This is a genomic window from Rhizobium sp. ZPR4 (genome assembly GCF_040215725.1).
Classification (GTDB): domain Bacteria; phylum Pseudomonadota; class Alphaproteobacteria; order Rhizobiales; family Rhizobiaceae; genus Rhizobium; species Rhizobium rhizogenes_D.
This window is the reverse complement of record NZ_CP157968.1, coordinates 588973-602303: the sequence shown is the minus strand read 5'-3', so window position 1 is coordinate 602303 and position 13331 is coordinate 588973. Positions and strand designations below refer to the sequence as shown.

At 58.9% G+C, this 13331-nt stretch carries 12 protein-coding genes; 5 read left to right on the top strand and 7 right to left on the bottom strand.

Annotation, left to right across the window (positions count from 1 at the left end; genetic code table 11):
• Positions 1 to 19 precede the first annotated feature (19 nt).
• From ABOK31_RS22330 to ABOK31_RS22320, 3 genes are all read left to right on the top strand, one after another.
• Positions 20 to 808, top strand: a complete 789-nt coding sequence (locus tag ABOK31_RS22330) for a 3-hydroxybutyrate dehydrogenase (protein WP_174181675.1) — start codon at positions 20 to 22, stop codon at positions 806 to 808.
• Between the two features lie 96 nt (positions 809 to 904).
• The gene (ppk2, locus tag ABOK31_RS22325; protein ID WP_092707273.1) at positions 905 to 1819 is read left to right on the top strand and encodes a polyphosphate kinase 2; all 915 of its coding nucleotides are present in this window, start codon (positions 905 to 907) and stop codon (positions 1817 to 1819) included.
• Between the two features lie 123 nt (positions 1820 to 1942).
• Positions 1943 to 3226 carry a cystathionine gamma-synthase family protein gene (locus ABOK31_RS22320; RefSeq protein WP_349960892.1) on the top strand — a complete coding sequence of 428 codons (1284 nt, stop codon included), beginning with the start codon at positions 1943 to 1945 and terminating at the stop codon, positions 3224 to 3226.
• Between the two features lie 25 nt (positions 3227 to 3251).
• Here ABOK31_RS22320 and ABOK31_RS22315 read toward each other — a convergent pair whose 3' ends face one another.
• From ABOK31_RS22315 to ABOK31_RS22290, 6 genes are all read right to left on the bottom strand, one after another.
• A complete protein-coding gene (locus ABOK31_RS22315; RefSeq protein ID WP_174181673.1) occupies positions 3252 to 3635 on the bottom strand; it encodes an SgcJ/EcaC family oxidoreductase in 384 nt (127 codons plus the stop codon).
• Positions 3636 to 3694: 59 nt separating this feature from the next.
• The gene (locus ABOK31_RS22310) at positions 3695 to 4297 is read right to left on the bottom strand and encodes a hypothetical protein (protein ID WP_349960888.1); all 603 of its coding nucleotides are present in this window, start codon (positions 4295 to 4297) and stop codon (positions 3695 to 3697) included.
• A 169-nt stretch (positions 4298 to 4466) separates the two neighbouring features.
• Positions 4467 to 5237 carry a FadR/GntR family transcriptional regulator gene (locus ABOK31_RS22305; RefSeq protein WP_349960887.1) on the bottom strand — a complete coding sequence of 257 codons (771 nt, stop codon included), beginning with the start codon at positions 5235 to 5237 and terminating at the stop codon, positions 4467 to 4469.
• A 115-nt stretch (positions 5238 to 5352) separates the two neighbouring features.
• Complete coding sequence (gene araH / locus ABOK31_RS22300; RefSeq protein ID WP_174181670.1) at positions 5353 to 6309, bottom strand: L-arabinose ABC transporter permease AraH; 957 nt, start codon at positions 6307 to 6309, stop codon at positions 5353 to 5355.
• A gap of 16 nt (positions 6310 to 6325) precedes the next feature.
• On the bottom strand, positions 6326 to 7831 hold the full coding sequence (gene araG / locus ABOK31_RS22295) for an L-arabinose ABC transporter ATP-binding protein AraG (protein ID WP_349960884.1): 1506 nt from the start codon (positions 7829 to 7831) through the stop codon (positions 6326 to 6328).
• 67 nt (positions 7832 to 7898) lie between these two features.
• Positions 7899 to 8882: an arabinose ABC transporter substrate-binding protein gene (locus ABOK31_RS22290; RefSeq protein ID WP_174181668.1), complete on the bottom strand. Its 984-nt coding sequence runs from the start codon at positions 8880 to 8882 to the stop codon at positions 7899 to 7901.
• Positions 8883 to 9248: 366 nt separating this feature from the next.
• Here ABOK31_RS22290 and ABOK31_RS22285 point away from each other — a divergent pair, with 366 nt between their 5' ends.
• Together ABOK31_RS22285 and ABOK31_RS22280 are read left to right on the top strand one after the other, a co-directional pair.
• A complete protein-coding gene (locus ABOK31_RS22285) occupies positions 9249 to 10142 on the top strand; it encodes an aldose 1-epimerase (protein WP_349960882.1) in 894 nt (297 codons plus the stop codon).
• Between the two features lie 19 nt (positions 10143 to 10161).
• Positions 10162 to 10938 carry an SDR family oxidoreductase gene (locus tag ABOK31_RS22280; RefSeq protein WP_349960881.1) on the top strand — a complete coding sequence of 259 codons (777 nt, stop codon included), beginning with the start codon at positions 10162 to 10164 and terminating at the stop codon, positions 10936 to 10938.
• A 79-nt stretch (positions 10939 to 11017) separates the two neighbouring features.
• Here ABOK31_RS22280 and ABOK31_RS22275 read toward each other — a convergent pair whose 3' ends face one another.
• Positions 11018 to 13222, bottom strand: a complete 2205-nt coding sequence (locus ABOK31_RS22275; RefSeq protein WP_349960879.1) for a DUF1217 domain-containing protein — start codon at positions 13220 to 13222, stop codon at positions 11018 to 11020.
• Positions 13223 to 13331 lie beyond the last annotated feature (109 nt).

The following is a 13331-nucleotide window of genomic DNA, read 5'->3' as shown; positions in this document are numbered from 1 at the left end:
ACATTGCAGGAGTTGCATCATGGGTTCGTTGACTTCGAAGAATGCGCTGGTCACCGGTTCGACGAGCGGTATCGGGCTTGCGATTGCCCGCGCCTTTGCCGCCGAAGGCGCGAATGTGACGATCAACGGCCTCGGCGATGCCGATGCAATCGAGAAGGAACGCGCTGGCATCGAAGCCGATTTCGGCGTGAAGTGCCGCTACTCCGGTGCCAACATGATGAATGGCGAGGAAGTGACATCAATGGTGCGCGAAGCCGAGGAAGCCTTCGGCAGTCTCGATATTCTTGTCAACAATGCCGGCATCCAGTTCGTCGCCCCGATCGAGGAGTTTCCCGACGACAAATGGGAAGCGATCATCCGCATCAACCTGCTTGCCGCCTTCTACGCGATCAAGGCCGCCATTCCGGGCATGAAGGCGCGCAAGTGGGGCCGCATCATCAACACGTCCTCGGCGCATGCGCTCGTCGCCTCGCCCTTCAAGTCGGCCTATGTTTCGGCCAAGCACGGCATTACCGGCCTCACCAAGACGATCGCTCTCGAAGCTGCTCAGAACGGCGTGACGGTCAACTCCATCGCTCCCGGCTATGTCTGGACGCCGCTCGTCGAAAAGCAGATCCCCGAGACCATGAAGGCACGTAACATGACGGAAGAGCAGGTCAAGCATGACGTGCTTTTGGCCGCGCAGCCGACGAAGGAATTCGTGACCGTCGACGAAGTGGCCGCGATTGCCGTCTTCCTCTGCGGCGACGCCGCCAAGCAGATTACCGGCACGACGCTTTCCGTCGACGGCGGCTGGACCGCCGAGTAATGCCGAAACACAGCCGGCACATGCCTGAGCAGCGCGCCGGCTCTCGCGGCCCCAAGGGCTGCAGCATCAACATGAAAACAGAGCAGGAGGCGCGCAATGACCGAAGAAAACCAGGACCCGCTCAGCCGCATCAAGGATGAAATCGTCGACAGCTTCGACGAAGAGCTGGAGATGCAGCTCGAAGAGGACCGTCTCGACGAGCTGGTTGCCGAAGGCCTGATCAGCGAAGGCGAGGCGACACTTGATCGCCGCGTTTATTTCCGCGAACTCTTCCGCCTTCAGCATGAGCTGGTGCGCCTGCAGGACTGGGTGCAATACAAGAAACTCAAGGTCGTCGTGCTGTTCGAAGGCCGCGATTCCGCCGGCAAGGGCGGCGCCATCAAGCGCGTCACCCAGCGTCTCAATCCGCGCATCTGCCGCGTCGTCGCGCTGCCGGCACCGACCGAGCGCGAGAAGCACCAGTGGTATTTTCAGCGCTATGCCGCCCATCTGCCGACGGCAGGCGAAATGGTGCTGTTCGACCGCAGCTGGTATAACCGCGCTGGTGTCGAGCGCGTCATGGGTTTCTGCTCGTCGGAAGAGCTGGAAGAGTTCTTCCGCTCGGTGCCGGATTTCGAGCGGATGCTGGTTCGCTCCGGCATCATTCTCCTCAAATACTGGTTCTCGATCACCGACGAGGAACAGGAATTCCGTTTCAACATGCGCATTCAGGACCCGCTGAAGCAGTGGAAGCTTTCGCCGATGGATCTGCAGAGCCGCGTGCATTGGGAAGAATACACCAAGGCCAAGGAAGAGATGCTTGAGCGCACCCATATTCCGGAAGCGCCGTGGTGGGTCGTCCATGCCGTCGACAAGAAGAGGGCACGTCTCAACTGCATCGCGCATCTGCTGACGCAGATCCCTTACGAGGCAGTTCCGAAGCCGGAAATCATCCTGCCGGAGCGCATGCGCAACGCCGACTATCATCGCACACCGGTGCCGCCGGAAATGTACGTGCCGGAAATCTACTGACGATATCGACTAGACGGGCTCGCCTCAGCGAGCCCGTCATCCGCCAAAGACTATAGCAAGCGGCACCGCAACTGATGATATGATGCGAATCTAAAATTCGTGTCATCGGCTGAGGAGACCGTCATGACTGCGCCGCATCCGTCCAAAACGCATATCGGCAACCACCCCCTCCATCCCGAAACCCAGATGCTGAATTACGGCTACGACCCTGAGCTCTCCGAGGGCGCGGTCAAGCCACCTGTTTTCCTGACCTCCACCTTCGTCTTCAAATCGGCCGAAGACGGTCGCGATTTCTTCAATTACATCTCCGGCCGCACCGAGCCGCCGGCGGGCACGGGCGTCGGGCTCGTCTACTCGCGCTTCAACCATCCCAACAGCGAAATCGTCGAGGATCGTCTCGCCGTCTATGAAAAAGCGGAAAGCGGCGCGCTGTTTTCCTCCGGCATGTCGGCAATCGCGACGACCCTTCTCACCTTCGCACGACCTGGCGATGCGATCCTGCATTCGCAGCCGCTTTACGGCGGCACGGAAACACTGGTCGCCAAGACATTCCTCAATCTCGGAGTGGCTGCCGTCGGCTTCGCCGATGGCGTCAGCGAAAGTTCGGTGATGGCGAGTGCGGAGGACGCCATGGCCAAAGGGCGCGTCTCCGTCATTCTCGTGGAAACGCCTGCCAATCCGACGAACAGCCTCGTCGATATCGCGATGATCCGCCGCGTTGCCGATGCGATCGGCAAAAAGCAGGGGCACACACCGATCGTCGCCTGCGACAATACGCTGCTCGGCCCTGTCTTCCAGCGGCCGCTCGAGCACGGGGCCGATATCTCCCTCTACTCGCTGACCAAATATGTCGGCGGCCATTCCGATCTGATCGCCGGTGCCGCCCTTGGCTCCAAGGCTGTCATCAAGCAGGTGAAGGCACTGCGCGGCGCGATCGGCACGCAGCTCGACCCGCATTCCTGCTGGATGCTCGGCCGCTCGCTGGAAACGCTGCAGATCCGCATGGAGCGGGCAAACAGCAATGCCCGGGCGGTCGCCGATTTCCTGCGGGATCACCCGAAGGTCGAGCAGATCCATTATCTGCCCTATACCGATCCATCTTCGGCGACTGGTCGCATCTTCGCCGCCCAGTGCAGCGGTGCAGGCTCCACCTTCTCCTTCGATATCAAGGGCGGTCAGCCGGCATCATTCAAATTCCTGAATGCGCTGCAGATATTCAAGCTTGCTGTCAGCCTCGGCGGCACGGAATCGCTGGCTTCCCATCCTGCCACAACCACACATTCCGGCGTTCCCGTGGATGTACGCCACCGCATCGGCGTGCTGGAATCGACGATCCGCCTGTCGATCGGGATCGAGCATCCCGACGATCTGATTGCCGATCTGGCTGCGGCACTCGACGCCGCCTGACCTAAGATACGAAGAGGGCGATAGATCAGCGGCTAACCGTCAGAAGATTCGCATCGCGAGCAAGACGCCACCAACCGTCAGCCTCCTTGCGCAGAAGCGTGAGCGTATAGCCCGACCGATGAACGGCGTCGCCATCAGGCGGTGTCACTGTCATGTCGATATGGTTGCGGATATAGGCCCAGTCGCCGAGCACCTGCAGTTCGACGATCTCGCTCGCACCCTCCATCGTCATACCCTCCATGCCTTTCGACGCCGCAGCAAATGCCTCTTTACCAAAGGGCTCCTGGCCAGGAACCATGAAGATAACATCGTCCGTCATCAACCCGAGGACCGTGGCCGTATCGCCTTGCCTGCTTGCGGCAGTCCAGGTTTCCACGACTTTCCGGATTGCCTTTTCATCATCGGTCATTCCGAAATCTCCTCCATATGCAATGCCGGGCTTCGCAGCTGCAATGGTGCCGCGCATGCTCAATCATCCGGCCATGCCTCGATATCCCGATCGACGATATAGTGCGCTCCGTCATGCCAGACATAGGCGATCAGCAAAGCCTTCTTGCCTAAACCCGTGACGACATCGTAGCGACACATCAATCGATAAGGTCCCTTATGATCCCGCAATAACCCGCGCTCGCTGGTAAAGGTTCCCGCGCCATCGTCAACCTCGCCGGTAACATGCAGCTTGCCATCCCCACGCAGCTTGCGCAGCTCAGCCTGGACTACATCAAGAGGCGCGCAAGCCCCATCAGTTTCTGGAGGTCTTCCCGTTCGATCCAGAACGACCTGCCAGCGTTGGTCGGCAAGCCGAAATGGAATGGTTTGAACGAAATCGGTTCCTTCCGCCTTCAGCGCACAAAGGCGAATGGTCATCGGTCTTCCGAAGGCAGGGATGCAGCCGAAAAACTCGCGGATTCGCGCAAGTCCGGGCTTTACCTCGTCGAGAGCAGATTGCAGCTGCTGCATGGTCGGAAGTTGAGGCGCGGTTGCTGCCGGCGACGCCAATGCAGGCTTCATGCTCTCCGCCAGAACAACGACGACGCAAAAGGCACAGGAAAGCGGGGACTTTATTGTCATCGATCGGCTCGAGCCATGTTGCGGTCTTCGCATTTATGCCCTGCCTGCCGGCAGGCGCAAGGAGCCGGGATTCTCTGGCCAGCTCTCGAATTCGCTAAACACATGCTGAAAACATTCTGGCAGACGGCGACATGGGCCTCGCGCCATTTTCTTGCGCGCAGGAAATCGATTATTCCGGCTCATCCAGTTTGGCGACGCGCAGGGCGTCACTAAGCTCCATTCTGGCCGTTCCGATCAGCTGCTCCATGGCAAAACGTGCGGCATCGGGTCGGCGCATTCGGATCGCATCCAGGACATCCTGATGACGGGCGATCGCGTAGTCATGCGACTGGCTGGCGCGGTTTGTCAGGCGAAAACTCGCGAGCAAAGCGGCGCGGATCGCCGTGGCGAACTGGCGGAAGACCCAGTTGCCGCTGGCATTGATGATGGCCGTGTGAAACTCCAGATCCGCCTGGCTCCATGCCTCGTTGTCCCGCGCGTTGGCAGCGACCATGTCCTCAAAAGCCTCGGCGATCTGTGCGAGCTGCTTGGCCGTGGCGTTGGCGGCTGCCTGCGCCGCGGCGGCGGGTTCCAGCACTTGCCGCGCATCGAGCAGAGAATCGTAGAAACTTCGGTCGTTGCTGAGGGCAAGCGTCGCGTCGAGAACCAGCGGGTCCAGATAGTTCCAGTTTTCCCGCGGCAGGACCGTGGTGCCGGCGCGGGTGCGCGAGCGAACCATCCCCAGCGCCGACAGATATTGCATGGCCTCGCGCAGGCTGGTGCGGCTGACGCCATAGACCTCTGAGAGCTCGGCTTCATTCGGAAGGATCGAGCCCTCGGCGAGAGCGCCCGAGACGATCTGGCCGATGAGTTTCTTCAACAACTCCTCGCGCACGGTGCGCCTGCCCTGTTCGGGCGCGGCCCCGCCATGAGCCCGTAAAGATCCCAAACGCGTACTCATCACTTGCACTCCCTTCCGCTGCCCGGCAGCGATCATGAGCGGCACCATGCCCCGGCATCAATCCGCAACTGCAAGTCCGGCAAACTTCTCCCCAAACTTCTCCAAGCAAGTCTGGTCACATGCGGCTGCCGCGCCCTGCTGCCGACGATCGCAGATTGTCCAACAGAACAGCAATCAGCAGAATGCAGCCACGCACGAGATATTGATAGAAGGCCTGGATGTTGAGCAGGTTCATCACATTCTCGGCAATACCCATGATGAGGACACCCACGATCACGCCGGTCATTGCCGCACGGCCGCCGGCGAGAGAGACGCCGCCGAGAACGCAGGCCGAGATGACCGAGAGCTCGAGGCCCGTTGCCGCATTCGGCTGGCCCGAGGTGATGCGCGAGGCGAGCAGTATGCCGGCGATGGCGCAGACCAGGCCCTGCAGGGCGAAGATCCAGATCCGCATATTGACGACGTTGACGCCGGCGAGACGCGAGGCCTCGGGATTGCCGCCGATTGCCAGCGTGTTCTTGCCGAAAACGGTGCGATTGAGCGTGAAGCCGAATATGATGAACAGCGCCACCATGATCCAGATCGGCGTCGGCACCGTCAGGAAGCGCGACAGCGCCAGCTGATAGAAGGCCGGATCGTTGATGCCGACGGCGCGGCCGTCGGACGCGATCAAGGCGAGGCCGCGTACGATCTGCATCGTGGCAAGCGTGGTGATCAGCGCGTTGATGCGGAACTTGGCAATGACGACGCCATTGACGACGCCGACGACGCTGCCGCAGATCAGCGCCGCGAGCAGGCCGAGCGGAATGGAGCCGGTGGAGTTCGACACCATGACGGCGATCATGCCCGAAAAGGCGACGGTCGAGCCGACCGACAGGTCGAAGTCGCGCGAGGCAAGGCAGAACATCATGGTGCAGGCGACGATGCCGATCGTCACCACCGACTGCAGCAGGCCGAGCATGTTGCGCTCGGTCAGGAAACTCGGAACGAAAAGCGAGACGATCACGAAGGCGATCGCGAAGATCACCACCAGACCCTGTTCGCCGAGAAGGATTTTTTTCAACGAATTCATCACTACCATTCCTGAACTAGATTGTGCCGGCGGCATTCTTGTCGGGCAGGGCCGCGGTCAGAATGGCCCGCTCGTCGAAATCGGCACGCACAACATCGGCGGCGACGCGGCCCTGGCACATGACCATGATGCGATCGGAAATGCCCATGACCTCGGGGAGCTCGCTGGAGATGACGACGATCGCCATGCCGCCGGCCGCCAGCTCATAGAGGATTTCATAGATTTCCGACTTGGCGCCGACATCGATGCCGCGCGTCGGCTCGTCGATGACGAGAACCTTGACACCCTGCTCCGAAAGCCAGCGGCCGAGAATGACCTTTTGCTGGTTGCCGCCCGAGAGATTGACGATATCCTGCTTGCGCGAGGGCGTGCGGACCCTGAGCTTGGCGATGAACTGATCGGCGACCGAGGCTTCCTTCTTCGGATTGAGGATGCCGAAGGGCGAGAAATGCCGCCGCGAGGAGATGGCAATGTTTTCCTCAATCGATCGCCCCTGAACAATGCCGTCGAACTTGCGATCTTCCGGGCACAGAACCATGCCGGCGCTGATGGCCGCCTTCGGATTGTTCGGCGAAACGGCGATGCCGTCAATCAAGACGCTGCCCTGATGGCGATGATCGGCACCATAGAGAAGGCGAGCCATCTCGCTTCGGCCGGCACCGATAAGACCGAAAAAGCCGAGAATTTCACCCCTGCAGACCGAGAAGCTGACGGGATTGCGCAGCTTCGATCCCGAGAGCCCCTTGGCTTCGAGACGCACCTCGCCAAGCGGACGTTCGCGCCAGCCCCAGATATTGCTGATCTCGCGGCCGACCATCTGCGAAATGACCTGCTCGCGCGTCGTATCGGCGACCTTTGGATGATGCGCGGCGAGCTTGCCGTCGCGCAGCACGGTGAGACTGTCGCAGAGCCGGAAGATCTCATCAAGGCGATGCGAGACATAGAGGATGACCGTGCCATTGGCTCTCAGCCGGTCGATCAGGGAAAACAGGATTTCGCTCTCGCGTGACGATAGCGACGAGGTCGGCTCGTCGAGTGCGATCACCCGCGCATCGACCATGACGGCCTTGGCGATCTCCACCATCTGGCGGGCGCCGATCGACAACGAGGAAACCTTGGCTGCCGGATCGACATCAATGCCGATTTCCGTGAGCCTGGTGCGAACGGTTTCGATCAATGTCCTGCCGTCAATCACACCGGCCTTGCCGGGAAAACGGCCGAGCCAGAGGTTTTCGGCGACGGTCAGTTCCGGCACCAGCTGCAGCTCCTGATGGATGACGATGACGCCCGCATGAAAGGCATCACGGACCGAGCTGTAATGCTGCTCCACACCATCGATGACGATGCTGCCAGTATCAGCTGCCTGATCGCCCGAGAGAACCCTAATCAGCGTCGACTTGCCGGCGCCGTTTTCGCCCATCAGCCCATGCACGGCGCCTCTTTCGACATCGAAAGAGACATCGGACAGCGCCTGGACGCCAGGATAGCCCTTGGAAATGCCCTTGAATTCAAGGAAAGCCATACTTGCTCCATCGAGAGAAGGTCCGGCGGCAACAAGCCACCGGACGGACATCATCCTGGCAGGACGATCATTCGATGCCGAGATCCTTGCGAACCTTCTCGTAGTCGCCGCGCAGTGCGAGGGAGCCGGAGGTGAGTGTCAGCTTCGGCGGCTCCTTGCTGTTGGCAATCCAGTCATACATGTTGATGGCCGTCTCGTAGCCGTGGCGCTTCGGCGAGATGATGACCGTACCGAAGAAGCCGGTTGCCGCGGGCTTCTTGAACTCGTTGATCGCCGAATCCGCGCCGCCGATACCGACGCCGATCATGTTCGCTGCGGGAATGCCGACCGATTCCGAGGCGCGGACAGCGCCAAGCACAGCTTCATCGTTAAGGCCGAAAGCGACCCAATACTTGATATCGGCATGCTTGTTGAGAACCGTGGTCGCGGCATTGAGCGCAGCTTCCGTATCGGTCTTTGCCTGCGGCGCGTCAAAAATGTTCGCAGCCGGGAAACCAGCCGTCTTCAGAACCGAGATTGCGCCTTCGACGCGGTCGACGGCGGTCGGCAGCTGATCGTAGGAAACGCGGATCGCGCCGACATTCTTCATGTCCCAGCCGCGCTTCTTGATTTCATCGACGATCGCCTGGCCGACGGTCTCGCCGATCTTGGTGGCGGAAATGCCCATATGCGGCACGTCTTCGAGCGGCTTGCCCTCGGCATTGACCAGGCGATCATCGACAGTCATCAGTTTCAGCTGGTTGGCTGCGGCCTTGGCGACGATGCCTGGGCCGAGCTTCACATCCGGCGTGCAGATGATGAAGCCCTGCGCGCCCTGTGCACCGAGATTATCGATCGCCGACTGCACCTTCTCGCCATCCTCGGCGCCGATCTTCACCAGCGTGAAGCCCTTCTCCTTGGCGGCCTGATCGGCGAATTTCCATTCGTCCTGGAACCAGGGCTCTTCGGGCTGCTTGACGATGAAGCCGATCTTGACGTCCTCCGCGAAAGCGGAGCCGGCCGCCAGAACGGCAAAGGTGCCTGCAAGGATTGCCGCTTTGAAAAAGCGCATGATCTCTCTCCCTTTGTTGGCGCGTTCCCATTCATCTCCCGGGAACCGCTCGACTTCCCTAAGTTATATTGTAATATGAGTCAATTATTTGTATAACAATTAAGCCACATTTGCAGCCCAATGGACCCGAGACCTTGAATATGAAAAAACATCATACCAGTCAATATTTATGTATGATTATTTATGCCGCCACAGCAATTGAGGCTTCGCTTAAAATACTAGATACGGAAAAATCGTAAGGATATTGGCGAAAATGCCGGAGATGACCCAAAAATAAATCATATATATGTTGACATGGAACCCGGCGAATATAGGGTGCGATCCATTCGGCACCGGCCTTGGTTGTGAGGGGAAGGCAACCGCTTAATGACCATTATCGATTTGCAGGACGGTTCGCTTTCGGTTCGCGTTTCAACCTTCGGCGGCACATTGCTTGATTACGCCTGGACAGTAGACGGTCGCAGGATTGCGCTATTGAGACCCGCTCCGGACGATGCTCATGCGTCCGCCTCCGCCTGCTATCCCCTCGTCCCCTTCGGCAACCGCGTGCGAAACAATCGCTTCGTATTCGAGGGGCGCGACTACCAGCTCAGGCCGAACACGGCTTCAGATCCTCACTACCTTCACGGTGACGGTTGGCAGGCCGAATGGTCCATCCTCTCCCGCAGCAGCAACGAATTGCAGATCGGCCTTCGTCATAGGGAAGGCGATACGCCCTATAGCTACGAGGCGAGACAGATCATCGCTCTGTCATCTGAAGGGCTGATGCTTCACATGAGCGTTGAGAATACCGGCAAGAAGGCGCTGCCCTTCGGGCTTGGCTGGCATCCATACTTCCCGATGACCCCTGAAACGACGCTCTTTGCGCCGGCGCAGCAATTTTGGACGGAGACGGAAGGCTGGCTCCCGGGGGAACGCACCGAGATTCCAGCCGATCTCGACTTCTCCGAGCCCTCACCCCTGCCCCGCCGCTGGGTCAACAACGGCTTCGAAGGATGGAGCGGCGAGGCGGAGATCGTCTGGCCGGAGAGACTTGCAAGCCTGCGGCTGACTGCCGACATCTCAGTCAGGCACGCGTTCATCTTCATTCCCGACACGAGCTTCAACCCGGCCTTTCGCCATGACTATTTCTGCTTCGAGCCGATGTCCCACATCGCCAACGGTCATAATCTCCCCGATCTTGGGGATTTGAAGATCCTGCAGCCGGGAGAGATCTTTGCAGGATCAATCCGTCTGCAGCCACAGGAATATTCGCGATAGCCTGCAAAAGGAACACTGAATGCCAAACCGCCTTTCTGGAAAACGGATCTTCATTACCGGAGCCGCGCAAGGGATCGGGCTGGCCATCGCCGAGGCGTGCGCGGCCGAAGATGCGAGCCTCTTCCTTATCGATCGCGACGAAGCTCTGCTGGAACAAAGCGCCGGCAAGCTCAGGGAAGATGGCGCTAACCTTGGCTATCAAGCCGCCAACATCACCGATGCCGAAGTCGTGCGCGCCGCCGTGGCCAGGGCGGCCGGCGAAATCGGCAGCATCAATGCACTCGTCAACAATGCCGGCGTCAACGTCTTTGCCGAGCCGCTGCAGGCAACGGACGAGGATTGGCAGCGCTGCTTCGACATCAACCTCAAGGGCGCCTGGAATTGCTGCCGATCCGTGCTGCCCGAGATGATCGCCCGGGGCGGCGGCGTCATACTCAACATCGCCTCGACCCACGCCTTCACGATCATTCCGCACACCTTCCCCTACCCGCTTGCCAAGCATGCGCTTCTTGGCATGACCAAATCGCTGGGGATCGAATATGCCTCGAAGAACGTGCGCGTGAACGCGCTCGCGCCCGGCTACGTCGCAACGCAAAAGGCCATCGATTACTGGAACAGCTTTCCCGATCCGGAAAAGGCGAAGGCCGAGACGATGAAGCTGCATCCGGGCGGCCGCATCGCCACTCCCCAGGAGATCGCCATGGCCGCGGTCTTCATGATCTCGGATGAATGTCCCTTCATGAATGCCGCCTGCCTGACCGTGGACGGAGGCCTGAGCGTATTGCAGCACCAATAGCATCAAAGACGAAGACATCACTGCGATCACGCAGTGGCGCTAGAGCCTCTGTTTTTGCGTAACTCCGGGCGGAAAAGCATTATCGCGATCTGAGTTGGGCTATCGAGAGCATGAGGTCCGCGCTCATGCTCGTCTTGGAGCCTCGCGTGAGAATGGCGGATGCTGGGGAAGTCGTGCTCCCGCCATTTGCCGCATCATAGACGGCCGAGAAGCGCTTGAGCAGGTTGTTCACCTTGCCGGCATCATGCAAATCCTTAATCGGGAACAACTTTTCGAGCATCGCCGCCTGGCGGGTCACGTCCATGTTCGACATGGATGCGGGCAGCGAATAGGTCGTCTTGATCACATTGTAGAGCGCCGGATCCGACATGATATCGTAGACGGAATTGACCTGCGGCGCCTTGCGCTGAAAGTAGAGCGCGAGGCGAACGCCCTCATTGGAGCCCCCCTGCTGCGTTTCGAGCGTCTGGTGAAGATAGAGATCGTTGGTGGCGAGACGCGCACCCTTGTTCTGTCCCGGCTCGATCTTGGCTGTGGTCAGATTTCCCTTGGCGTCGAAATTGAAGGCGTTCACCATCGCCTTGAATTGCTGGCCAGCCTGTGTATTCAGAAAACCCTTGGCATCCTCGGGGTCTGCGGTGAAGGCCTTCTTCAAGGTATTCTTGTCGACCGTCTTGGGATCGATATTGTTCGCAACGAGGATAAACTCCGTCAGCTTCTTGTCGGCCAGGAGTTCGTCGACGGTCTTGATCTTGGCGATCGACTTGCTGAATTCGGTCGCCGCGTCCTTCGCATCCTTAACTGCCTTGTCCCGCATCTCGCCGGTCAACCCGAAGATCTTCGACTTCGAATAGGCGGAAATCAGGCTGTTGATCGAGGTCTGCGACAGGGGCACGACCGGCGCCCGCAGATTGCCCTCGCTGTCGAAATTGAATGCTTTGGCAAGCTCGACGAATCTGTCGTCTTTCAACGAATTGACGTAGCTCTTGCTGTCATAAGGATCGCTCTCCAGGATCTTGCGCAGCTGATCCCTGGAGACCTCATTCTTGTCAATCCCAAAGGCGCGAAGCGCCATGTCCTCTATGGTTGGAAGATTCTTGTTCTTCGTGTCGTTGGCGGCAAAGAAGTCCGCGATCGTCTTTATCTCGCCGACCGCGGTCTTGTAGTGTTTCTCGGCGTCGTCGAACAGGGCCTGTTTCGCACCTTTGGCCTCGTTTATATATTTGGTCGAGATATCGTCGATAGCCTGTTGTGTCTGCGCCGGCTGACCGGTCGGCAGCGTTCCGTCGGACGCAAACTGGAAGTGCGAAACCATGTCCGCCATTCCGGTCACGGCGGCATAATCGGAGTTCGTGAAGGCGAGGTTGAATTGGACCGGAGTGAGCTTGGGATTGAGATTGAATGCGGTCTTTATATAGGAAAACAGCCTGTTATCGCCGGTAATATCGCTGATCGATTGAACTTTCGTGATCGCCTGACGATAGTAGTCGTCATTGCTGGTGGCCGCAGCCGAGGTCAAGAGGCTCGGAACCATGCTATCATATCGCGAGATCATGGCCTCCTTCTGCTCCGTCGTCTGCGCAGTCGCACCGGAAAGCGTTCCGTCGGCATTGAAGCTGAACTGCGACGCGATCAGCTTGTATGTCGGCTGCGCCGATGCCGTCGAGAAATTGCTCGCCGTGTTGACGAAGCTGTTCGGATCGTTGACATCGCCGGTCAGAACCGACTTCAGGAACGCCTTCGAGATATTGTCCGGGTTTAAACCGTGCGCCCGCAGGATATAGTCCGTCATCCTGCTGCTGTTGACGATATCGTCGACATTCGACACTTTGTCGATCCAGCTATCGTAGAACTTGCTTTCCTTCTTGGCCAAGGCCGTTTCATTGGCGAAGGATTGCTCATAAAGCCCGATCGTATCGCTCTTCTGGGAATCGCTCTGAGCCGATTGATTTTTTGAGGTAGCGCCAAAATTGAAAGCAGCGGCGAATTGCCGATAGCGGCTGTCCGTCAGTTTGTTTGCAAAGCTGCTCGTATCGCTAAGATCGCTGGCCAGGACCTTTTTCATGAAGGCCTTGGCATAAGTCATGTCCTCAAGGCCATAGGCCTTCATCGCATAGCTGTACAGCTTGTAGTCGCTCAGAAACTCATCGACATTCTTAACCTTGCCGATATGCGCATCGTAATATTGCTGGTCGCTCTTGACCGTCGCTTGCTTGGCGATGCGCGCAAGCGTTGATGCCATGTCCTTTGTCGCGGACACGTAGCCGAGATACGTCGAAATCATTGATCGCCCCCACAGCGCAGTTCACCGATATTCGCCCCACATGGACCATCGCAACCAGACCTTGCGCGAGACTAAATCGCAATCTGTGGGCCTAATTTCACGGAACCGC